21 protein-coding genes are annotated in these 20617 nt (G+C 57.1%); 12 read left to right on the forward strand and 9 right to left on the reverse strand.

The window, feature by feature from the left end:
* Positions 1 to 9 precede the first annotated feature (9 nt).
* Entirely contained in the window at positions 10 to 2388 is a 2379-nt protein-coding gene (locus OKB77_RS10360; protein ID WP_270817558.1) for a PilZ domain-containing protein, read from the reverse strand.
* A 100-nt stretch (positions 2389 to 2488) separates the two neighbouring features.
* On the opposite strand from OKB77_RS10360, the gene radA reads away from it, so the two are divergent.
* Positions 2489 to 3856 carry a DNA repair protein RadA gene (gene radA, locus OKB77_RS10365; RefSeq protein ID WP_005340481.1) on the forward strand — a complete coding sequence of 456 codons (1368 nt, stop codon included), beginning with the start codon at positions 2489 to 2491 and terminating at the stop codon, positions 3854 to 3856.
* Between the two features lie 81 nt (positions 3857 to 3937).
* Here the strand turns inward: radA and OKB77_RS10370 are convergent, their stop codons facing one another.
* Entirely contained in the window at positions 3938 to 4318 is a 381-nt protein-coding gene (locus OKB77_RS10370) for a PilZ domain-containing protein (protein WP_005340482.1), read from the reverse strand.
* A 100-nt stretch (positions 4319 to 4418) separates the two neighbouring features.
* Positions 4419 to 4901, reverse strand: coding sequence for an Rsd/AlgQ family anti-sigma factor (locus OKB77_RS10375; protein WP_005348975.1), 483 nt, complete (start codon positions 4899 to 4901; stop codon positions 4419 to 4421).
* Positions 4902 to 5238: 337 nt separating this feature from the next.
* Here OKB77_RS10375 and hupA point away from each other — a divergent pair, with 337 nt between their 5' ends.
* Positions 5239 to 5511, forward strand: a complete 273-nt coding sequence (gene hupA, locus OKB77_RS10380; protein WP_005340484.1) for a nucleoid-associated protein HU-alpha — start codon at positions 5239 to 5241, stop codon at positions 5509 to 5511.
* A 128-nt stretch (positions 5512 to 5639) separates the two neighbouring features.
* Here hupA and OKB77_RS10385 read toward each other — a convergent pair whose 3' ends face one another.
* The 3 genes from OKB77_RS10385 to OKB77_RS10395 all read right to left on the reverse strand — a co-directional run bounded on the left by OKB77_RS10385 (position 5640) and on the right by OKB77_RS10395 (position 8439).
* On the reverse strand, positions 5640 to 6083 hold the full coding sequence (locus OKB77_RS10385; protein WP_005358045.1) for a PACE efflux transporter: 444 nt from the start codon (positions 6081 to 6083) through the stop codon (positions 5640 to 5642).
* Positions 6084 to 6246: 163 nt separating this feature from the next.
* Positions 6247 to 7104 (reverse strand): hypothetical protein, encoded by an 858-nt coding sequence (locus OKB77_RS10390; protein ID WP_270817559.1) that lies wholly within the window; start codon positions 7102 to 7104, stop codon positions 6247 to 6249.
* A gap of 111 nt (positions 7105 to 7215) precedes the next feature.
* Entirely contained in the window at positions 7216 to 8439 is a 1224-nt protein-coding gene (locus OKB77_RS10395; protein WP_005348978.1) for an Nramp family divalent metal transporter, read from the reverse strand.
* A 237-nt stretch (positions 8440 to 8676) separates the two neighbouring features.
* Between OKB77_RS10395 and rpsF the strand changes: the two genes are divergently transcribed.
* The 4 genes from rpsF to OKB77_RS10415 all read left to right on the forward strand — a co-directional run bounded on the left by rpsF (position 8677) and on the right by OKB77_RS10415 (position 10665).
* The gene (gene rpsF, locus OKB77_RS10400; protein WP_005308887.1) at positions 8677 to 9063 is read left to right on the forward strand and encodes a 30S ribosomal protein S6; all 387 of its coding nucleotides are present in this window, start codon (positions 8677 to 8679) and stop codon (positions 9061 to 9063) included.
* Between the two features lie 30 nt (positions 9064 to 9093).
* Positions 9094 to 9324 (forward strand): 30S ribosomal protein S18, encoded by a 231-nt coding sequence (gene rpsR, locus OKB77_RS10405; protein ID WP_005308890.1) that lies wholly within the window; start codon positions 9094 to 9096, stop codon positions 9322 to 9324.
* Between the two features lie 52 nt (positions 9325 to 9376).
* A complete protein-coding gene (rplI, locus tag OKB77_RS10410; RefSeq protein ID WP_005340490.1) occupies positions 9377 to 9823 on the forward strand; it encodes a 50S ribosomal protein L9 in 447 nt (148 codons plus the stop codon).
* Between the two features lie 101 nt (positions 9824 to 9924).
* Positions 9925 to 10665 carry a ferredoxin--NADP reductase gene (locus tag OKB77_RS10415; protein WP_270817560.1) on the forward strand — a complete coding sequence of 247 codons (741 nt, stop codon included), beginning with the start codon at positions 9925 to 9927 and terminating at the stop codon, positions 10663 to 10665.
* Between the two features lie 51 nt (positions 10666 to 10716).
* On the opposite strand, the gene OKB77_RS10420 is transcribed toward OKB77_RS10415, so the two are convergent.
* Both OKB77_RS10420 and OKB77_RS10425 read right to left on the reverse strand, forming a co-directional pair.
* Positions 10717 to 11067 carry a hypothetical protein gene (locus tag OKB77_RS10420; RefSeq protein WP_270817562.1) on the reverse strand — a complete coding sequence of 117 codons (351 nt, stop codon included), beginning with the start codon at positions 11065 to 11067 and terminating at the stop codon, positions 10717 to 10719.
* A gap of 19 nt (positions 11068 to 11086) precedes the next feature.
* A complete protein-coding gene (locus OKB77_RS10425; protein WP_021229026.1) occupies positions 11087 to 11383 on the reverse strand; it encodes a hypothetical protein in 297 nt (98 codons plus the stop codon).
* A 255-nt stretch (positions 11384 to 11638) separates the two neighbouring features.
* Here OKB77_RS10425 and OKB77_RS10430 point away from each other — a divergent pair, with 255 nt between their 5' ends.
* A complete protein-coding gene (locus OKB77_RS10430) occupies positions 11639 to 12649 on the forward strand; it encodes a Preprotein translocase subunit SecY (protein WP_270817563.1) in 1011 nt (336 codons plus the stop codon).
* A 54-nt stretch (positions 12650 to 12703) separates the two neighbouring features.
* Here the strand turns inward: OKB77_RS10430 and OKB77_RS10435 are convergent, their stop codons facing one another.
* On the reverse strand, positions 12704 to 12871 hold the full coding sequence (locus OKB77_RS10435) for a hypothetical protein (RefSeq protein ID WP_005308905.1): 168 nt from the start codon (positions 12869 to 12871) through the stop codon (positions 12704 to 12706).
* Between the two features lie 56 nt (positions 12872 to 12927).
* Here OKB77_RS10435 and OKB77_RS10440 point away from each other — a divergent pair, with 56 nt between their 5' ends.
* The 5 genes from OKB77_RS10440 (at position 12928) to OKB77_RS10460 (ending at position 20534) form a co-directional block, all read left to right on the forward strand.
* Positions 12928 to 13905, forward strand: a complete 978-nt coding sequence (locus OKB77_RS10440; RefSeq protein WP_270817564.1) for an NADP-dependent oxidoreductase — start codon at positions 12928 to 12930, stop codon at positions 13903 to 13905.
* Complete coding sequence (locus OKB77_RS10445; protein ID WP_270817565.1) at positions 13902 to 14339, forward strand: YqaA family protein; 438 nt, start codon at positions 13902 to 13904, stop codon at positions 14337 to 14339. Before OKB77_RS10440 ends, OKB77_RS10445 begins: the two co-directional genes overlap by 4 nt.
* 26 nt (positions 14340 to 14365) lie before the next feature.
* The gene (locus OKB77_RS10450; RefSeq protein WP_270817566.1) at positions 14366 to 17179 is read left to right on the forward strand and encodes a M16 family metallopeptidase; all 2814 of its coding nucleotides are present in this window, start codon (positions 14366 to 14368) and stop codon (positions 17177 to 17179) included.
* 61 nt (positions 17180 to 17240) lie between these two features.
* Positions 17241 to 18842, forward strand: coding sequence for a glutamate--cysteine ligase (gene gshA / locus OKB77_RS10455; RefSeq protein WP_270817567.1), 1602 nt, complete (start codon positions 17241 to 17243; stop codon positions 18840 to 18842).
* Between the two features lie 48 nt (positions 18843 to 18890).
* Positions 18891 to 20534 carry a HEPN domain-containing protein gene (locus OKB77_RS10460; protein WP_270817568.1) on the forward strand — a complete coding sequence of 548 codons (1644 nt, stop codon included), beginning with the start codon at positions 18891 to 18893 and terminating at the stop codon, positions 20532 to 20534.
* The last annotated feature ends 83 nt before the right edge of the window (positions 20535 to 20617 follow it).

The following is a 20617-nucleotide window of genomic DNA, read 5'->3' on the forward strand; positions in this document are numbered from 1 at the left end:
TCCGGATCATCAGTTCAGCGGCGGCGTGATGCCAAAGCGGAACAGGGTGGCCTGGGTGGTATCGGTCAGTTCGCCCACCCCCACCACGCTCCACAGCTCCTCTTCCAGCTTGCGCGCCTTGTGGATGGCGAACTTGGCGATGTAGTCCAGCTCGTTGGCGATGAAGTTGGTGTCGGGCCGTCCGGTACGGGAGATACCGACCAGCACCGAGTAGAACTCCCCCTGTTGCTGCGCCAGCTCGATGAACTGACGCTTCTCTTTGAGGTTGGCAAAGCTGCTGGCCAGCCGGCTGCTGAAGATGGGCAGGCCGGCCTTGGTCTGGATGCTGGCGATATAGACCTCGTCTTCTCTCGGTTTGTCCTCCCGCTCGATGGCACGCAGCGGGTTCATCAGCAGCTCCTTGAGCAGCTCCCCCTGAAACAGCGGGTAGAGGTTCTCCTGCTCCGGCAGCTCGGCACAGGCTTGCAGCAGCCGCTGCAGACTGCGCGGTTGCAGGGATTTGCCGATGGAGGCCGGTTTGGGGGCGCCTTTCAGCTTGTTGACATAGACCGGCGAGTTGAACAAGTGGTGGGTATAGATGTTGCGCAGTGCCCGCGCCAGCCCGCGATAGCGGCGCTGCTCCTGCGCCGCCTTGAGCTTGTTCTGGTTGCTCTCGATAAGCAGACTGAAGAACTGGCGGCCGGTATGGCGATCCGAATCCCCTTCGATGCAGAGGTGCAGCACGGTGCGGGTCATGTTGAGACTGACCAGCCGGTAGGAGAGGCGCTGCAGGTCCATGCTCTTGGAGAGCTCCTGCAAGCGGGGCAGGGCGATGGTCACCACATCGTTCTTCTCGCCGATAAAGGCATCTTCCAGCTCGATTTGCAGGCCGTGAGTCGAGATGTCGCGGGTCCAGCCGATCCAGGATTTGCCGTTGTGATGGATGGCGACCGCCGTCTTGTGGATGTAGCGCGACTCCTTGCGCAGCTGAACATAGTGCAGGGTCTCGATCTCGAAGGGGGCAACCCCCTGCTCGTGACCAAAGCGTTGCAGCTCGTTGGCGTTGTTGCTGACCCCTTCCTGATGGAACTCTTCCCGCTGGGACTCCAGGCCGATCTCCTGCAGCAGGCCGCAATAGCCGATCTGCTTGAGCCGCTCGAGCAGCAGGATGTCTTGCAACTGCGGGTTGTCCTGCCCCTGCAGTTGTCCCACATCCGCCTCGACCAGATCGCACGCCTCCAGCGTGAACTTGTAGACACGCCAGCTGGGGCGGCGTGAGCCCACCTGGAAGAAGAGGGCGGTGAGGCCACTCTGGCGCAGTTCCTCGGCGGTGGCGGAGAAGAAGTAGATGTGGCTGCGCACCGTGTGGGTAAAGCAGTAGATGATGGTCTCGGTGGTGGTGCCGGGGGCCGGGCAGAGCCGTTTCATCCGCTCTGCGCTGAAAAGCCCCGCGAGGGCATCGCGGTTTTTCTCATCGCGCCAATACTCCAGCAGGTGCTGGTTGTTTTCCGTACGCAGGGCTATCTCGAGATTGGGGCTGTCGCCGGTGCCGAAGAAGAGCGGCATGCCGGTCATCCGCGGCAGGTAGAACTGCTCATACCCCTTGATGATGGCGGCGGAGAGCAGATAGTCGACGCTGACCCGATAGCGGATCTTGTTGGCGTCGATAAAGTCGCTGAGGAAGGCATCAAAGGCTGGCTGTTCGCCGGAGCGCACCAGTCGCAGCCAGTATTTCCCCTCTTTGCTCTCTTCGCCGAGGATCTGATAGCCGACCGACTGATGCAGCACCGGATTGGGGGTGTCCCGCTCCAGTCCGGTAAAGAAGACCTCCACCTGGGCGCCGGTGTGATAGTTAGGCAGATAGGGTACCGAGACTCTCATGCCACCCAGCGAGAGATCGGAACTCTTGGCGAACAACTTCTCTCCGTCCTGAAACTTGATCAGCACCGGCGAGCTGAAGTGCATCCGCTCCTGACGGCGGCCGTAGTAGCTGGCAAAGGCAATGGTGTTGACATCATATTGCCGGAAGGGGCTGGCCGGCGGCGACAGCTGACCATCCACGCGGGCGTTGTGGTGCTGTTTTTGCCGCTGTTGCAGCGCCTCGTAGACGCCGAGGGTATAGATATCGCGGTAGAGATAGCACTGGGACTGGAACAGGGCTATCGCATCGGCGGGCATGAAGTGAGTGATGCCGTCGAACTCATGCACCAGGCACTCATCCTCCAGCTCATCGCGCATGTCGATGACCCTGCGGCAGGGGGAGCACTTGCGCTTGAGCTCCATCTTGATCAGAAAACGGCTGTTGCTGTTTTCCTCCTGGGTCATGCGGTTGAAGATCTCCTCGAAATCTTTCTCCCGCAGCAAGGGGACGAGTTGTTCAATCAGATGTTGCTGGTGTTCTGAATCCATTTGTTCCTGCCACGGAAAGTCACTTTTCCGATTCTGGGTTTGATCTGTCGGTCGCAAACAAGTATATCAAGCAGGAATTCATCCTGTCCCCGAGTTATCAATGGCCAAAAATAAAACTGCTTATGTTTGTTCCGAATGTGGTGCCGACTTCACACGCTGGCAAGGTCAATGCAGCGAGTGCAAGGAGTGGAATACCATTACCGAGGTGCGCCTCGGCTCGGTGAGCCCCGCTGGCAAGAGTGCCCGTTACACCGGTTATGCCGGCGCGGTCGGCAGTCAGGTACAAACACTGGCAGAGATTGCCACCACCGAAATTCCCCGTTTTACCTCAGGTTTCAAGGAGCTGGATCGGGTGCTTGGTGGCGGTGTGGTGCCAGGCTCGGCCATTCTGATCGGCGGCAACCCGGGGGCGGGCAAGTCGACCTTGCTGCTGCAAACCATGTGTGGTCTCGCTGAACGGATGAAAACCCTCTATGTCACTGGTGAGGAGTCGCTGCAGCAGGTGGCGATGCGGGCCAACCGCCTTGGGCTGCCCACCGACAAGCTGCGGATGCTCTCCGAGACCAGCGTCGAGCAGATCTGCCTGATAGCCCAGCAGGAGCAGCCGCAGATCATGGTGATTGACTCCATTCAGGTGATGCATGTGGCGGATGTGCAATCGTCCCCCGGTTCTGTCTCGCAGGTGCGTGAAGCGGCAGCGCTGCTGACCCGCTATGCCAAACAGAACCATGTGGCCATCTTTATGGTGGGCCATGTGACCAAGGATGGCAGTCTTGCGGGCCCCAAGGTGCTGGAGCACTGCATCGACTGCTCTGTGCTGCTCGATGGTGGCCATGACTCCCGTTTTCGTACCCTGCGCTCTCACAAGAACCGCTTCGGTGCGGTCAACGAGCTGGGGGTCTTTGCAATGACCGAACAGGGGATGCGCGAGGTGAGCAACCCCTCCGCCATCTTCCTCAGCCGGGGGCAGGAGCAGGCGCCTGGTTCCATCGTCATGGTGATCTGGGAGGGCACCCGGCCGCTGCTGGTGGAGTTGCAGGCGCTGGTGGACTACTCCCAGCTCTCCAACCCGCGGCGGGTGGCGGTGGGGATGGATCACAACAGGCTCGCCATGTTGCTGGCGGTGCTGCACCGTCACGGCGGGTTGCAGATGGCGGATCAGGATGTCTTCATCAACGTGGTCGGCGGGGTCAAGGTCGAGGAGACCAGTGCGGACTTGGCGCTGCTGCTGGCGATGGTCTCCAGCTTCCGGGATCAGGCGCTGCCCAAGGATCTGGTGGTGTTCGGCGAAGTGGGCCTTTCCGGTGAGATTCGTCCGGTGCCGTCCGGCCAGGAGCGGCTGCAGGAGGCGGCCAAGCACGGTTTCCGCCGTGCCATCGTGCCGCACGCCAATGCCCCCAAGCATCCCATCGAAGGGATGGAAGTGGTGCCGGTCAAGAAGCTGTCCGAGGCACTCGAGGCGCTGTAATCCCTCAGCATTGCAATCGATACAACAGCACAACGGAAAAAGAGCGCCTCGGCGCTCTTTTTTATGGGCTGGAACTTGCCATCAGGGCTGGCTATGTTCCAGATGTTCGCTCAGCAGTTGTTCCAGCTCGCGGTGGAGCAGCTCTTCGTCGCCGACGTTAAGCTCGATCATCCGCTTGAGATGAGTGGCACTGTCGATATCGATGTGGTGGCAGTAGAAACCCAGCTTCTTGCTGGCTTCGTGGGTCAGCTCGACCTGCATTTTGATCTCGATATCGCTACCGCTCAGGATAAAGCTGAGCTGGTACTCCTTGTTGTCACGGCTCTCCCAGTCGTCGGGGCGGATCAGCAGGGCTCCCTGCAAGGAGACGTCGACAAGCTGGGTCTGCCACTTCTGTTCCCCCTGGGTGAGTTCTGCCATGGTCAAGTAGAGGATCCGTGCAAAACGGCGGCGCTCAGACATGCTCATCTCCTGTATGCAATAAGTGTGGACGCTAGGGTCATTGCTCTGAGTGTAATCCACCTTGGTTGCCAGTATCTTGAACTTGCTCCGAAAATGGCATTCAGGCTTGCTGGGTACTCAAAGATTCCACCACATGAAGCGCCTTGACCAGGCGGTCCTCCTGTTTGAACCGCTCTTCCAGAACCGGACCCAACTCGTTGAGATCATCATCCAGTAGCAGCAATTGGGCCTCGTCGGCATCACTGTATTTGTCGTTGAACTCGAGGGCGAATTCAGTGCTGTTACGAATATGGGGGTAGATGCGCTTGGCCAGCTCCAGTGTTTCGCCGCTGGCTTGCTCGAAGGCGGTGACGACGTGGTGGTAGATTTCGAAATGGCCTGCACTGACATAGTCGACCAAGCGGTCGCAAAACTGATGCAGCTCTTCTGTTTTGGGCAGGCTGCGTTGCTTGGTCCGCGCCGGAGTGAGGCCTGCCAGCTGCATGTATCCGACCAGCAACGCTTGCCTTGCATCCAGCCAGTCGTCGATAGCCTTATGCTTGCCTGCCAGCGCCTGCTTGGTCTGTTCCAGTTTCGTCAACATAATCCCTATCCCTCCGTGGGGCAAAGGCTGGCCGATTGTTCGGTATTCCGAGCCGTTTGAGCAGTGACACAACCTATAACTAGGGAAAATCTGGGCAAGCGTCAATAGCCATGGGGGGATAATGTTAAGTGGCGAAGAAATAGTCAGCGGATTGTGTCTGCGTGCTAGCAGGTTTCAGGCCTGCTCACGGTTTTTCGCGTGTGGAATGTGACTATTTCCGCAGATCTTGATGAAAACCCCAGCGTTTGACGCGTTCGGCTCGATAAAGGCTTTGCCTGTGCGTTTTTTTTTGCATAGAGTGACCCAGCGCTAAATGCCCGATCATAAAGGAAATGTTATGAACAAAGCTCAACTTGTCGATGCGATTGCCGCCAAAGCAGATCTGAGCAAAGCTCAGGCCAAAGTGGCTCTGGAAGAGATCATCAATGGTATTACCCAGAGCTTGAAAGAAGGCGATGCTGTGCAACTGGTCGGTTTTGGCACCTTCAAGGTCACCCACCGCGCAGGCCGCACCGGTCGTAACCCGCAAACTGGTAAAGAGATCCAGATTGCTGCTGCCAACGTGCCTTCATTCGTGGCTGGCAAGGCTCTGAAAGACGCCGTCAAGTAAGTCCGAAAGTCTGTTTTGTCCAATGCCAGTCAGCTCGCTGACTGGCATTGTTTTTATGGGATTCTCCCATCCTTCCTAGTTAGTCCTTCCTGACTTTTCCTTCTGTCGGCCTCGTTGTGGCTGAGGCCTTATGCCGTCTGCGGGTTGGATGGCAGCGGCCAGATCCGCTCATAGGCCCAGGTAAAGACCATGATGTAGACGAGGTAGAAGGCGACGAAACCGAGATCCAGCATCAGGGCGTCCCACACTCCCAGATCGAGCCAGAACATGACGCAGGGGAGGGAGAGCATCATGAAGCTCGCCTCATAGCCAAATGCGTGCAGGAAGCGGTCCAGTGGTCGCTTGTTGGTGCGCCCGCACAGTTTGAGTAACCCCTTGTCGAACAACAGGTTCCAGCCATAGGTCCAGGCGGTGGCGACGATGGAGAAGAAGATGGCCAGCGAACCGACCTCTGCCACGCCCTGACCGAACAGCTGGCTGATCAGCGGTGCGACCAGTGCCAGCCCGATGCCTTCGTAGAGAACCAGATAACGAAGTCGATCCGGGGTGGTGCGTAGTTGGGTACTACTCATGGGTGATGTGCCTCCTGTGGGAGGCGCATTCTAATCAGGGAGTGGTTAAAAGAGAAGCATCGGCCCGTCATGACGGGCGTTGAGGGGCATGATGATGCGCCCTCTTTGCGATACTTCTCTATTGCCAACTTGGGCGTTAGTCCTGAGTGGTCAAGTCTGCGACTCAGGCGTCGGTTGGCGTGACCCGGGTCAGCATGGCAAAGCCCTCTTCCACTTGAGTGAGCTTTACCTTGACCTCTCCCAACTCGGCGAGCGAGGCAACATGGGTGCCACCACAGGGAATGGTCACCTCCTGGCCTTCCAGCATGCAGTGCCAGTAACGGGAATCGATGATCGCCTCGCCAGCGCGGCTGCGGCGGATCTCGCCTCCGGCTGCAATCCAGTCGGCTAGCTGCTGGTTAACCTTCTCTTCAATCAGCGCCAGATCTGCCAGTAGCGCCTCGCTGTTGACCCCTTTCTTGCGCAGGCTCTTGCCGATTCGGTACTGCTCCCGCGAACCGCAAGGCTCGACCCGCGAGCTTTGAATAGCAAGACGATCGAAGCCGGGCTGGCCCAGTGCATCGCGCTCGCTTACCTCCTTGCGCCAGTAGGGAATCAGTACTCGATTGAGCGCCAGCGCGGCCAGATGGCAGCCGCTATGGCCCAGACTCAGGGCGTGGCGGGCAGCGCTATCTACTTGCAATTCGACCTGGCTGCCAACGGCCAGCTCATGGTCACCGGTCAGCGGGTGGACCACCACGAAACGCCACCCTTCAGCTCCCCGTTTTACCGGAATCGCAGTATCGACAAACAGCTCGCCATCCGGGCTGATAGCCCCCATCCGGCAAGGGCCAATGGCGGCTTCGCCCCCTTCCCAGCGAGCATGGCCCACGTCCCCCGGCTGATCGGGCCAGAGGTGGCTCTGGGGATGAAAGGGGGTGAGGTCGGTGACCAGCAGCGTGGTGTCACCGCGCTGGCAGCAGACCACGCTGGCCTGCTCCTGATGATGGCCCAGTACGAAGCTGGCTCGGGTATGTTCCATGGCAAGGCTCCCGCAACGATAAATGAGAAGAGAAAGCGGCAGCATACGCCAAAGTGCGAAAGGGCTCATTAACCAGTGTTAATCAGCCCCTCTTCTCGGTTTTACGGTTCGCTAGATCATGGCGACCAGCAGATAGGCGTTGAGCCCGATCACCAGCGCAACGATAAGGCGGCCGATGGCTTGTGTGACCGGATGGTTGCGATGTTGCCCCATCAGTGCCCGATCGCCGGTCAGCATCAACAGCGGGATCAGGGCCAGCGCTATGCCAAAGCTCAGGATCACCTGACTCAACACCAGAATTTCGGTGGTGTTGAGCCCCATGGCGATCACCACGAAGGCGGGAGCCATGGTGATGGCGCGACGCAGCCAGAGCGGGATGGTAAAGCGGACAAAACCCTGCATTACCACTTGCCCGGCCAGGGTGCCCACCACGGTGGAGCTTATACCGGAGGCGACCAGCGAGAGGCCAAACAGGGTGGCTGCCGCCTGACCCAGCAGTGGAGTGAGGGTCTGGTAGGCGGATTCCAGCTCGGCCACCTGCTGGTGGCCCGAGCTGTGGAACGCAGCGGCCGCCATCGCCATCATCGCCAGATTGACGAAGCCGGCGATGGTCATGGCAATCGCCACATCGATCCGGGTGGTGTGCAGCCGCTGGCTGACCGAGCCCTGATCCTGCGTGTGCTGGGTCAGTGCCGAGTGCAGATAGATAACGTGGGGCATCACGGTAGCACCGAGCACACCGGCGGCCAGATAGACGGCATCGCTGTTGGGCAGACCGGGGAAGAGGGCCCCTTCCAGCAGGCTGGGTAGATGGGGGCGGGAGAAGATCAGTTCGACGATGTAGGCCGCCGCGACAAACAGCAGCAGGCCACCGACCACAAACTCCAGCGGTTTCTGACCACGGGATTGCAACATCAGGATCCCCCAGGTCACCACGGCGGTGATACAGGCTCCTTCAAGCAAGGTCACGCCAAGCAGCAGCTTGAAGCCGACTGCGGCGCCGATAAATTCGGCGAGATCGGTGGCCATGGCGATGATCTCTGCCTGCACCCAGTAGGCCCAGACCGCCGGTTTTGGCAGTCGGTCGCGGATGTGCTCCGCCAGATTCTTGCCGGTGACGATGCCAAGTTTGGCCGAGAGGGTCTGCACCAGCATGGCCATCAGGTTGGCCCATACCACCACCCAGAGCAGTTGGTAGCCAAAGGTAGAGCCCGCCTGAATATTGGTGGCGAAGTTGCCCGGGTCGATATAGCCGATGGCGGCGATAAAGGCAGGCCCGAGCAGGGTCAGTTTGAATTTGCGGGCTGGAATCGTAGTCGTCAGTGCGGGTTGCATGGCATCACCCTCCATAAGGATATGGAGAGAGAATAGATCTAAGTGATAATCATTATCAATTGTTGTTTCTGATGATTTCCATCGGGAAAAACATTTAAGGCGGTCAGTTGCAGTGAGGGATGTGATTTCGTACAATACGCCGCCCTAGAAAAGCAGCGACTAAACACCTTTATGTTCCTTGCCTCCGAGGTCTGGCTGCACCTGGGCGGAGGCTGAATTAATCCGTAAGGAGCTAAAATGCGTCATTACGAAATCGTCTTCATGGTTCATCCGGACCAGAGCGAGCAAGTTCCCGGCATGATCGAGCGTTACACCGGCGCCATCACCACCTCCGGTGGTACCATTCATCGCCTGGAAGATTGGGGCCGCCGTCAGCTGGCTTACCCGATCGACAAACTGCACAAAGCCCACTACGTTCTGATGAACGTAGAAGCAGAGCAAGCCGTTATCGATGAGCTGGAAACCAACTTCCGCTTCAACGATGCCGTTATCCGCAACATGATCATGCGCACCAAGCACGCCGTGACTGAAGTTTCTCCGATGGCCAAGGCCAAAGAAGAGCGCTTCACCCGTCGTGACGACGAGCGCCGCGAAGAAGCTACTGAAGCTGCTTCCGAAGAGTAATTCTGGATCACTGACTAGAGGATAAAGGCCATGGCACGTTATTTCCGTCGTCGTAAGTTCTGCCGCTTCACCGCCGAGAACGTTACCGAGATCGACTACAAAGATATCGTTACTCTGAAAAACTACATCACTGAATCTGGCAAGATCGTACCGAGCCGTATCACCGGTACCCGCGCCAAGTATCAGCGTCAGCTGGCACGCGCCATCAAGCGTGCTCGTTACCTGGCTCTGCTGCCGTACACCGATCTGCACAACAAGTAAGAATCGGCCCGGCACTTAAGCCTAACTCAACGAAATTTATAGAGGAAAGGTAATGCAAGTTATCCTGCTCGACAAAATCGCCAAACTGGGCGGTCTGGGTGACCAAGTTTCCGTGAAATCTGGTTATGCCCGTAACTACCTGATCCCGCAAGGCAAAGCTGTTATGGCCACCAAGGCCAACATCGAAGCTTTCGGTGCTCGTCGCGCTGAGCTGGAAGCCAAACTGGCTGCCAACAAAGCTGCTGCTGAAGAGCGTGCTGCCAAGCTGGCCGAACTGGCTACCGTGGTTATCGCTTCCAAGTCTGGCGACGAAGGCAAGCTGTTCGGTTCCATCGGTACCCGTGACGTGGCTGAAGCCATCACTGCTGCCGGCGTAGCCGTTGCCAAGAGCGAAGTCCGCATGGGCAACGTTCTGCGTAACACCGGTGACTACGAAGTTGCTGTTCAGCTGCACGCTGACGTTAAAGCAACCGTACAGATCCAGGTTGTTGCCCTGTAATAGCGATTCGCTTTTGCAGAGAAAACCCGCGCTTTTGCGCGGGTTTTTTATTTTCCGGCCCGGGGGTAGAGTGAAGGTCTGTTCCACTGGAGGAGATCTTTATGGCTTGGGTAGAAGGTCGCGTCATTGAACGCATCGAATGGACACCCACCCTTTTCTCCCTGCGGGTAGCGGCCGAGCTGGCTCCCTACAAGGCAGGCCAATTCACCAAGCTGGCCCTCGAGCAGGGCGATCGCCGTATTCAGCGCGCCTACTCCTTCGTCAATCCCCCCTCTGCGCCATACCACGAGTTCTATCTGGTCGAGATCCCGAGCGGTGAGCTGACTCCGTCCCTCGGCTCGCTGCAAGCAGGCGATACCCTGCTGGTGCAATCCCAGGCCACCGGCTTTCTGACGCTGGATGAGGTGCCCGCCGGGCGTGATCTCTGGTTGCTCTCGACCGGCACTGCCGTCGGCCCCTTCCTCTCCATGCTGGCCGAGGGCGATGCCTTCAACCGTTTCGAGAATCTGGTGCTGGTGCATGGGGTACGTAAAGGCGAAGAGCTGAGCTATCAGGATTTGATCGCCAGCTTTGCCGAGCAATATGGCGAGCGCTTTCGCTATGTCCCCTTTGTCAGCCGCGAGCCCTGGCCCGATGCAATGGCAGGGCGGATCCCGGCGGCGATTGCCAATGGTCAGCTGCAGCAGCGGGTGGGATTGGAGTTCTCACCCGAGCTGAGTCAGGTGCTGATCTGCGGCAATCCGGAGATGGTGAAAGAGACCCAGCAGACCTTGCTGGCGCTGGGGTTGGCCAAGAATCTGCGGCGTGCGCCGGGCAATATCAGTGCGGAGAATTATTGGTAAAACAATCAGCACAGGGGCACCAGGCCCCAGCTGCATAAGGAAAGGGGGCGGTCAGTTTTTCTTGCCGTTACCCTTGTTTTTATCCTTCTGTTTGTCGTGACCTTGCCCGGGGTTATTGCCGCTGTGGATGCTGCGGTTGTAGTGATCCCGGTACTTGCCATCCATCTTGTCGCAGTTGAGTTTGATCCGGCTGTCGCCAATGCCAAGATCCAGACAGTTGTCCTGCCACCAGTCGTACTCTTTGTCATCCCAGTCGAGATTGATCTTGATGTCATCACCGGAGATCTTGATGGCATCGCTATTTTTGCTTGGCGGTGCCGCAACCGCGATGCCATGTGCCATCAGCAGGGAGAGCAGCAGGGCGCCACGCTGGATAACGGGGTTGTGTTTGGTTTGGGTCATCGCAAGGGTACTCCCGTTGTTATTGGCCACTCTGCGAGTTGGCAGGGATCTGGTTGGTTTGCGGTGGCTGGTTGCGGTTCTCTTCATCTTCCAGATTGAATTTGACCGCCCTGCAGTCGGCTGGGGCGGTTTCGCCGACCCCCAAGTCGAGGCAGTCGTTCTGGGTCCAGCCGAACTGCTTGTCATCCCAGTCCAGATTGAATTTAAGCTCATCGACGGAGAATTCGGAGCCACTGCTCTCTTGATATTGCTGTGTCGCTGCGGCGCTGCCGGTAACCAGAAGAAGGGAGAGTAGCAAAGTGGTCTTACTGTTCATGATGGCCTCGGATAATTGCAACGGTGGATGAGTGTACAGACCGGAGCTGAACCCGGGCGGAACTGTTCCCCATCTCACTACATGATCAAGTCAGGGAGGGATTGTATCGCTTTTCTGCTGCCGATTTGTCCGTTTTGGTCGCACTCTGGGCAGCTGGTTGCCAATCTGAAGGAATTCAGTCATTTGCCCTTCTCTGGGCGAGTCTGGCGACTATAATCGGCAGCCAACTTTTCCTGCACAGCACACCCCTTCATCATGACCACACAGGACTCCTCCACATTGCGCTACCCCAAGGGGTTGTTTGCTCTGACGACGGTATACAGTTTCACCGGGTTGGCCATTCTGGCTTCCATTATCTTCTCCCTGCTGCTGTTCCTCTCCATCGATGACAACCCGCTGATGAAGTGGCTGTTCGGCGGCTTGGCCATCATCTTCGAGCTGGGCAAGTTTTACGTCTGGTACGAGTACGGCGAGCGCAAGGCGCGGCGGGATCTGAGTGGCGCTTTCTGGTCGCTGCTGTTTTACAGCGTGCTGGCGGCCATCTCCATCGGCGGCAGTATCGGTGGCATCAACAGCGCCACCAACACGGTGCTGAGCCAGCAGGCGCGCCATGAGCGGGAGCTGGCCCGTTTCGACGAGCAGATCGCCAGCATCGAGCGGCAGATCCAGCTCAACGAGGAGGCGGCCCGCAAATACATCGAGCTGGAACGCATTTCCAGTGGCGTCTCCTCGTTGCAGCACGCCAACACCAAGCTGCGCTTGCAGCAGGATGAGCTGCGCCAGCAGCGCGATGCCAAGCCGGTCAACGAACAATCCTCCATGCTGGGGCTGATGAGCAGCCTGGCGGATGGGGTGGGGATGAGCATCAGTCAGGTGCAGTTCCTGCTGGTCTGCTTCCTCTCGGTGCTGCTCGACGTGTTCGGCGCCTTCTTCGTCAGCCTGATCGGTGAGGAGAACCGCTTTCGCCGGATGTGGCGCTGGCAGCAGGAGCATGCTCGCAGAGAGGCGCAGGCAGCGTTGGCGATGGCAGCCCAGCCTGAGCCCATCATGCCCCCAGAGCCAGCCCCCGAAGTGCTGGCGCAGGTGCGCGGTGCGCTGATGAGTGGTGAGCTAAAGTGCAGCAAGCGCTCGGTGGCACAGGCGCTGTCACTCTCGCTGGAGGAGGTGGATCGGGTGTTCCACCATCTGCTGTCGCAAGGGGTGCTGGGGCAGGGGAGCAATCGACACTACTACCTCAATCCGGCGCTGGAGCAGCAACCCGGATAGTGAGAAGGCCACCGAAACTCGGTGGCCTTTTTCGTTATCGAGTGGCTGTTGCACTCAGTGAGTCAGCACCATCATCAGGCTGAGGAAGGCGGCCAGTCCGCCACCGATGCCGATGATCCAGTAAAACCCCTTGGCCCCCTGTTTGAGCGGGATGCGGAAGTAGAGCAGAAATGCCCACCACCCCAGTGCCAGCAACAGAGGAATAAGAAACATTCGAGCCATGGTGCCCTCGCTGTTATTCTGTTGACCCTTGATCAATCAACAGGATGGATTGTGCAATGACGCAACTACAGATTACCGCATTCGGTGACCCCTCGGTACTCAAGCTCAACCCTTCCCTCGATAAGGTGCCTGCCGATGGCGAAGTGCGGGTGCGCATCTGCTTTGCGGGGGTGAACCCCATCGATGCCAAAACCCGTGCCGGTCTTGGCTGGGCGGCGGCCCAGAACAAGGACAAGCTGCCCTGGACACCGGGTTATGACATCTCCGGCGTGGTGGAGAAGGTAGGCCCCGGCGTGACCTCGCTGATCGAGGGGGATCTGGTGTGCGGCATGGTTGGGTTTCCCCTTACCGCCGGTGGCTACGGGGAGTCTGTGGTGGCAAGTGAGAGCGAGCTGGTCAAGCTTGACGGCGTGAGCCTTCAGCAGGGAGCTGCGCTGCCGCTGGCCGGTCTCACCGCCTGGCAGGGGCTGCTTGAGCACGGCGGCCTCAAGAGCGGTCAGCGGGTCTTGATCCTCGCCGGTGCTGGTGGTGTCGGCCATCTTGCGGTGCAGTTTGCCAGCGCCTATGGCGCCGAGGTGGTGGCTACCGCCAGCCCGGACAACCATGGCTTCCTGCACGCTCTGGGGGCGCGCTGGATGGTGGATTACCATGATGCGAACTGGCCGGCACGGGTGGTGGCAGAGGCCTGTCAGGTCGATCTGGTGCTGGATCTGGTAGGCGGCGAGAACGGCAAGGCGGCGCTCGCCTGCGTCAAGCCGGGTGGCCGCCTGGTGACTGTGCCTACCATTACCGCCCAGCAGATCAAGGATGCTGGGGCTGCGGCGGGTATCGAGGTGGTCGGCATGCTGGTTCACCCCGACCAGAAGCAGTTGAGCCAGATGTTGATGCTGCTGCGGCAGGGCGAAGTAAAGATTGCCATCGCCGGTGAATTTGCCCTGAGCGAGGGGGCGCTGGCCCATCAGCGCATCGAAGGGGGCCATGTACGTGGCAAGCTGCTGCTGCGGATGCCTGCGGCCGATGACTATCCCGGATGAGCGAGATGATGGAGATGGGGCTGGGGTGGCTCTTTTTAAGCGCCTTTACCTCCGCCACCCTGCTGCCCGGCAGCTCGGAAGTGCTGCTGGGGGCTATGGCGGCCAAGGGGGAGTGGAGCATGGCGAGCCTGCTGCTGTGGGCGACGCTGGGCAATACCCTCGGTTCCATGACTACCTGGTGGCTCGGCTGGCTCGCCACCTTCAAGAAAAAACCGGAAGATTTTCAAGGCCGTGGGGAACAAAAAGCCCTCGGCTGGCTCAAACAACATGGCCACTGGTGTCTGCTGCTTGCCTGGACGCCGGTGGTCGGTGATGGACTCTGTCTGCTGGCCGGCTGGCTGCGCCTCTCCTTCTGGCGCTCTCTTGTTCTGATAGGGCTCGGCAAATTGTTGCGTTACGCTCTGGTATTTCTACTGGCCAGTCAGATCTTCTAGCCCTTTTTGTCACTCACGAGGTTACCGTGAACAAAGTCATACCTTTAACCATTCTGCTGGGCTTCACCCTGCCCGTGCTGGCGGCTCCGACTCTGGTCTCCGAGCAGGTCAAGGAGGAGGGCAAGCTCGCCATCCCTTATCAGATGTACAAGCTGGACAACGGCCTGACCGTCATTCTGGCGCCCGACAAATCCGATCCGCTGGTACATCTCGACGTGACCTATCACGTCGGGTCGTCACGGGAGACGGTCGGCAAGTCCGGTTTTGCCCACTTCTTCGAGCACATGATGTTCCAGGGCTCCAAGCACGTCGGTGATCAGGAGCATATGCGGATCATCAACGAAGCCGGTGGTGACATGAACGGCACCACCAACAAGGACCGCACCAACTACTACGAAACCGTGCCGGCCAACCAGCTGGAGAAGGTGCTGTGGCTGGAGGCCGACCGGATGGGCTTCCTGCTCGATGCGGTGAGCCAGAAAAAGTTCGAGATCCAGCGCGCTACCGTCAAGAACGAGCGGGCCCAGCGCATCGACAACCAACCCTACGGTTTGGTGAGCGAGAAGGTGGGCGAGGCGCTCTATCCGCGCATTCACCCCTACTCCTGGCAGCCCATCGGCTATGTGGAGGATCTCGACCGGGTTGACGTCAACGACCTCAAGCAGTTCTTCCTGCGCTGGTATGGCCCCAACAATGCGACTCTGACCCTGGGCGGCGATTTTGATACCAAGCAGGCCCTCGACTGGATCGAGAAGTACTTTGGCTCCATCCCGCGCGGCCCGGACGTGGCCGAGCCGACGCCAAAACCGGTCACCCTGCCCGAGACCCGCTACGTGACGCTGCAGGACAAGGTGCACCTGCCGCTGCTCTATATCAGCTATCCGACCGTGTCCCTTGGTGACCCGCAGGAGCCGGCACTCGATATGTTTGCCGACGTGCTCGGCGGCAGCGCCAGCTCCATGCTCTACCAGTCGCTGGTCAAGACCGGCAAGGCGATCGATGCGGGCGCCTCGCACTACTGCGAAGAGCTGGCCTGTACCCTGACCGTCTACGCCTACCCCAACCCGGCGGTGGATGGCAGCCTCAAGACCCTCAAGGCGGAGGTGGACAAGGTGATCGGCGAGTTCGCCCAGCGCGGCCTCAAGCCGGAGGATCTGGAGAAGGCGATCAACAGCTATCGTGCCTCGGCTATCTGGGGGCTCGACAGCGTCTCCGGCAAGGTGAGCCAGCTCGCCATGGGTCAGGTGTTTGCTCAGGATCCCAACTACGTCTTCAAGACCCTCGACGCCATCGGCAAGGTGACGCCGGAGCAGGTCAAAACCGCCTACGACCAGTTCATTGCCAACAAGCCGGCGGTAGTGCTGAGCGTGGTGCCGAAAGGCAAGGCCGAGTGGCAGGTCGCCACCCCGAATTTCACTCCGGCCAAACGCGAGCTGCCGGACTACAGCAAGCATGAGCAGGCGCTGGCCGAGCGACCGGTAAAAGACAGTTTCGATCGCAGCGTACAGCCCAAAGCGGCCGATGCGGTGAGCGTCAAGGTGCCCGCCATCTGGCACGGCAAACTCGACAAGAACATCGAGATCATCGGCACCCGAAGTGACGAGATCCCCGCAGTTTCCATCATGATCGCCCTGCCGGGCGGTATCCGGGCCGAGGAGAAGGGGCAGTTTGGGCTGGCCAATCTGACCGCCGCCATGATGGGGCAGGGGTCGGTGCGCCTGACCGAGGGGCAGCTCAGCGACGAGCTGCAAAAGCTGGGATCTTCCATCGATGTCTCCAGTGCCCAGTACAACACGCTGATCACCATCAGCTCGCTGGCCGACAAGTTGCCACAGACGCTGGCGCTGGTGCGCGAAGTGTTCGAGCGCCCCGGTATGCGGGAGGCGGACTTCGAGCGGGTCAAGGCGCAAATGCTGCAAGGGATGCAGCAGGCCCAGCAGCAGCCTGAATGGCTGGCGGGACAGGCATTCCGCGAGCTGGTCTATGGCAAGAACAACCGCCTTGGCCAACCCTCCGACGGGGTACCTGCCGATGTGGCCAAGCTGACGCTGGCGGATGTGAAGCACTACTATCAGGCCTACTACAACCCCTCCAATGGCAAGGTTGTGGTGGCGGGCGATGTGAGCCAGAAGCTGATCGAAGAGCAGCTCGGCTTCCTGAGCGACTGGAAAGGGGCGACGCCGGCTCTGGGGGATCTCAAACTCAAGGGCAAGCAGGCCAAGCCGGGCATCTATCTGGTGGACAAACCGGGGGCGCCCCAGTCGGTGATCCGCATTGGCCGCCGCGCCATGCCGTTCGATACCACGGGTGACTACTTCACCGCCGGGCTGATGAACTTCAATCTGGGTGGCAACTTCAACAGCCGCATCAACCTCAACCTGCGCGAAGACAAGGGCTACACCTACGGTGCCAGCTCCGGCTTCTCCGCCAACCGCGAGGTGGGTACCTTTGCCACCGGCGCCAATGTGCGTACCGATGCGACCGTGGATGCCATTCGCCAGTTCCTCAAGGAGATGGACAACTACCGCAAGAGCGGCCCGACGCCGGTCGAGCTGGCCTATATGCGCAGCGCGGTTTCCCAGCAGGATGCCCTCTCTTACGAGACCTTGGGCCAGAAGGCGGGCTTCCTGCTGCAGATGGTGATGTATGACCTGAAACCGGACTATGTGCAGGCCCAGAACAACCTGATCAAGACGGTGTCGGCCGAGACGCTCAAGGCGAGTGCAGCCCGCTGGCTCAATCCGGCCGACATGGTGATCGTGGTGGTGGGAGACAAGCAAAAGCTTGAAAAACCCCTGAAGGAGCTTCATCTTCCCATCTATCCGCTGCAGTTGCCGTAACTGACGCTTTATAAAAATCAAGAGCCGCCCCGGATGGGGCGGCCTCACATGAGCCGTGAATATGACTACAACAAGCTTGTCACTCACCGAGTTGCTGACTGCGCTGGGATCTCCCGAGCGATTGACTGCTCTCAAGGGGATCCGGCGCGGGATCGAGCGTGAATGTCTGCGCATCACGCCGGATGGCCGACTCGCCCAGAGTGACCATCCCCGGTCGCTGGGCTCGGCCCTGACCCATCCCAACATCACCACCGACTACTCGGAGAGCCTGCTGGAGTTCATCACCCCGGCTACCGACTCCATCGACAGCCTGATGGAGCAGCTCGGCGACATCCATCACCATGTGATTCAGCATCTGGGTGACGAGCGGATTTGGCCGCTCTCCATGCCCTGCTTCGTCGGCGGGGAAGAGAGCATCCGGCTGGCCCAGTACGGCAGCTCCAACATCGGCAGGATGAAGACCCTCTACCGTCAGGGCTTGAAGAACCGCTACGGCAGCCTGATGCAGGTGATCGCCGGAGTGCACTTCAATTTCTCCATGCCAGACAGCTTCTGGAGCGAGTGGCAGGATCTGGTGTGCGAAGGGTGCTGCAGCCAGCGCTTTATCTCCGATAAATACATGGGGCTTATTCGCAACGTCTACCGCTTCGGCTGGCTGGTACCCTATCTGTTCGGCGCCTCCCCGGCCATCTGCGAATCCTTCCTCAAAGGGCGCAAGAGCAACCTGCCGTTCGAGAAGACCGGCAAGGGCACCCTCTATCTACCTTACGCCACCGCGCTGCGTCTCTCTGATCTTGGCTATACCAACAGCGCACAGGCTGGGCTCAAGATCAGTCACGACAATCTGCCGGCCTATGTCAGCAGCCTGCGCCGTGCCATCAACACCCACAATCCCGACTTTGCCAAGATTGGGGTCAAGGTGGATGGGGAGTATCGTCAGCTCAACGACAACGTGTTGCAGCTGGAGAATGAGCTCTACGCCCCAATCCGCCCCAAGCGTACCCCGCGCAGCGGCGAGAAGCCCTCGGATGCGCTGGATCAGCGCGGCATCGAATACATCGAGCTGCGGACTGTGGACGTCAATCCCTTCACCCCGCTCGGCATCGACGCAGACCAGATCCGCTTCTTCGATCTGTTCCTGGTCTGGTGCCTGCTGCGCCCCTCTCCGGTGCTGAGTGACGAAGAGATTGCCCGCAACCGCCGCAACCAGAACAAGGTGGTGCTGGAAGGGCGTCGTCCCGGCCTGATGCTTGAAGATGAGCAGGGCAATGCCATTGGCCTCAAAGAGTACGGCCTCAAACTGTTTGACGAGCTGGCTCAGGTGGCCGATCTGCTGGATCGCTGCTGCGGCCGCAACCGCTATCGCGAGACGCTGGCGATGCATCGCGAGAAGCTGCTCGACCCCGAGCTCACCTATTCCGCCCGCATGCTCAAGGAGCTGCTGGAGAGTGGCAAAGACAACGGCTGCTACGGCGACAACCTGGCGACCCGCTATCGCGAGGAGCTGCTGGCAGGGGAGCTGCAGTACTGGGATGAGGCCTACTTTGCCGGTGAGGCGAAGGATTCGCTGGCCAAACAGCGCGAACGCGAGCGCAGCGACAGCCTGTCGTTCGATGACTTCCTGGCCGATTATTTTGGTTCTAATAATGATAGATTAAATTAAAACCAAGGCCGCATGAAGCGGCCTTTTTTGTGGGTTGGATATTTAGCTATGTTGATTTCTTGTTTAGATGAAGTGACAGTTAGTGCAGTTATAATAATTAAAGAGAAAAAGTATCACGGAACGCTTAGCTATGGCGGTGGGAAACAAATTTTATTTAATGTACAAGATGGTTGGTGGGCTTTTCGTGACCTTGTAAAGCAAGGTGAAAAGATAGATATACTTGAATGTGAACTTAATGGTGACTCTGTTTTCTTATGTCAGTGTGAAGTTGGTTTTGGTTCTGTTTTTGCTGAGTTTTTATCAACACAAGAAATAATTTCATCAAGTGGAATATCTGCGCTAGATATCTATATAGATGGTTTGTCTGTCGCTATGGATAATTCGTCGTGGGAAAATAAAATAGATGAAAAACAATTTGTTATCACTAGACCTAGATCAAATTTTTTAGTATCACTAGAACAGGTCACTGTTTCTGATGATTGGGCTTCAAGCTTAAAAAGAGATTCTGAATCTAGTCGTGCCTACTTGGCAGTTGATAGCCATTTTATAAGGCTATCCTTTAATAACACCCCAATATCAATTGAAGATGCCAAGAGTTATCTAATGCGGTTACTAGGTTTCTTCTCCATATTGCTAATGCATCCTTTAAATATCAGTAGGCTAAAGGCAAATTTTGTTGGTAAAGAATCCTGTGCGGAAATTTACATTCCCTTCTCTGTGCACAATAAATTATTGAAGAATGAGTCATGCTTATTAGATTTAAAAGCCTTAAGTAATGAGCAATGGGAACTAGCCTTCAGGAATTTATTTGGAATGAATTTCAAAGATTCTATATGGTCAAGATTTCGTGGCATGCTGATGTACGAAGGTTATTGGGAGTATAACATCTTAGGTGTCGTATCTTTGTTAGACTCTTATTTAGAGGAGAAATATGGGATTAGAAATAAAAAATCCAAGTTGATTAGCAAGCTTAATGCTGCGCTTTTAAATTTAAAAAGTTTCTTGTCATCTGAACTACAGGAGGAGTTTGATAAGGAACAAAGCAATATAATAGTCGTAATGAATCAGCCATCATTTAAAGTCAGGTATATGAATATGGTTGACGAACTATCTGATGGTTTCATTAAATGGTGTGGTTTGAATGAACGGAATTTTTTAAAAATTAAAAAAGTTAGGGATTCTGTTGCGCACTCTAATGTGAGTGAAATAAATAATACAAAAGATCACTTTGTTAACTTTACTATAAAAAATAGAATTCTTATTCTTTTGTCTTATCTCTTTTTTAAAGAGCTTGGTTTTAATGAAACAGAATACTACAAATTAATACGTGGGACTGTGAATAAAATTGCAAATAATGCTTTTCTTGATGATTACTACTTAAGAAAAGCCATTGGCGATTGCTTTGAGATAAAACTTAATGACTTGGCGTTGGATGCGTTCAGTAAGATGAGAAACATAACATCACCAGTATTTGTTTTCCATGGTGGTGTTTGGAGTTTTGATGAAGAAGCATCATCAAGAATATTTGAAATTACGTTTGAGAATAATTGTGAAAGTATAGCCGAGGCTGCAAAAATATTTTATTCAGGAAAAGGTATTGAGGTATCTAGTTCTGAATATAAAGGCACTGTCTATTTAGTTGATGATAACTCACATCATGTTACTAACAACGCGACTTTGGTCTATCTCTAATGGTTCTGCAGGAATTTATGAGAATAAATTTATATAAAGTCACAGCAAAAAGCCGCTCGAGTGAGCGGCTTTTTTATTCCTCT

The organism is Aeromonas sp. Y318-3 (assembly GCF_027706185.1).
Classification (GTDB): Bacteria; Pseudomonadota; Gammaproteobacteria; order Enterobacterales; family Aeromonadaceae; genus Aeromonas; species Aeromonas veronii.

Coding starts and splice junctions, on each gene's coding strand:
- OKB77_RS10395 (WP_005348978.1), bottom strand. CDS start 8,439: ATGCAACCCGCACTGACGACTACGATTCCAGCCCGCAAATTCAAACTG.
- OKB77_RS10435 (WP_005308905.1), bottom strand. CDS start 12,871: ATGGCTCGAATGTTTCTTATTCCTCTGTTGCTGGCACTGGGGTGGTGG.
- OKB77_RS10375 (WP_005348975.1), bottom strand. CDS start 4,901: ATGTTGACGAAACTGGAACAGACCAAGCAGGCGCTGGCAGGCAAGCAT.
- OKB77_RS10420 (WP_270817562.1), bottom strand. CDS start 11,067: ATGACCCAAACCAAACACAACCCCGTTATCCAGCGTGGCGCCCTGCTG.
- OKB77_RS10415 (WP_270817560.1), top strand. CDS start 9,925: ATGGCTTGGGTAGAAGGTCGCGTCATTGAACGCATCGAATGGACACCC.
- gshA (WP_270817567.1), top strand. CDS start 17,241: ATGACTACAACAAGCTTGTCACTCACCGAGTTGCTGACTGCGCTGGGA.
- OKB77_RS10460 (WP_270817568.1), top strand. CDS start 18,891: ATGTTGATTTCTTGTTTAGATGAAGTGACAGTTAGTGCAGTTATAATA.
- OKB77_RS10440 (WP_270817564.1), top strand. CDS start 12,928: ATGACGCAACTACAGATTACCGCATTCGGTGACCCCTCGGTACTCAAG.
- OKB77_RS10370 (WP_005340482.1), bottom strand. CDS start 4,318: ATGTCTGAGCGCCGCCGTTTTGCACGGATCCTCTACTTGACCATGGCA.
- radA (WP_005340481.1), top strand. CDS start 2,489: ATGGCCAAAAATAAAACTGCTTATGTTTGTTCCGAATGTGGTGCCGAC.
- OKB77_RS10425 (WP_021229026.1), bottom strand. CDS start 11,383: ATGAACAGTAAGACCACTTTGCTACTCTCCCTTCTTCTGGTTACCGGC.
- hupA (WP_005340484.1), top strand. CDS start 5,239: ATGAACAAAGCTCAACTTGTCGATGCGATTGCCGCCAAAGCAGATCTG.
- rpsR (WP_005308890.1), top strand. CDS start 9,094: ATGGCACGTTATTTCCGTCGTCGTAAGTTCTGCCGCTTCACCGCCGAG.
- OKB77_RS10385 (WP_005358045.1), bottom strand. CDS start 6,083: ATGAGTAGTACCCAACTACGCACCACCCCGGATCGACTTCGTTATCTG.
- rplI (WP_005340490.1), top strand. CDS start 9,377: ATGCAAGTTATCCTGCTCGACAAAATCGCCAAACTGGGCGGTCTGGGT.
- rpsF (WP_005308887.1), top strand. CDS start 8,677: ATGCGTCATTACGAAATCGTCTTCATGGTTCATCCGGACCAGAGCGAG.
- OKB77_RS10430 (WP_270817563.1), top strand. CDS start 11,639: ATGACCACACAGGACTCCTCCACATTGCGCTACCCCAAGGGGTTGTTT.
- OKB77_RS10445 (WP_270817565.1), top strand. CDS start 13,902: ATGAGCGAGATGATGGAGATGGGGCTGGGGTGGCTCTTTTTAAGCGCC.
- OKB77_RS10390 (WP_270817559.1), bottom strand. CDS start 7,104: ATGGAACATACCCGAGCCAGCTTCGTACTGGGCCATCATCAGGAGCAG.
- OKB77_RS10360 (WP_270817558.1), bottom strand. CDS start 2,388: ATGGATTCAGAACACCAGCAACATCTGATTGAACAACTCGTCCCCTTG.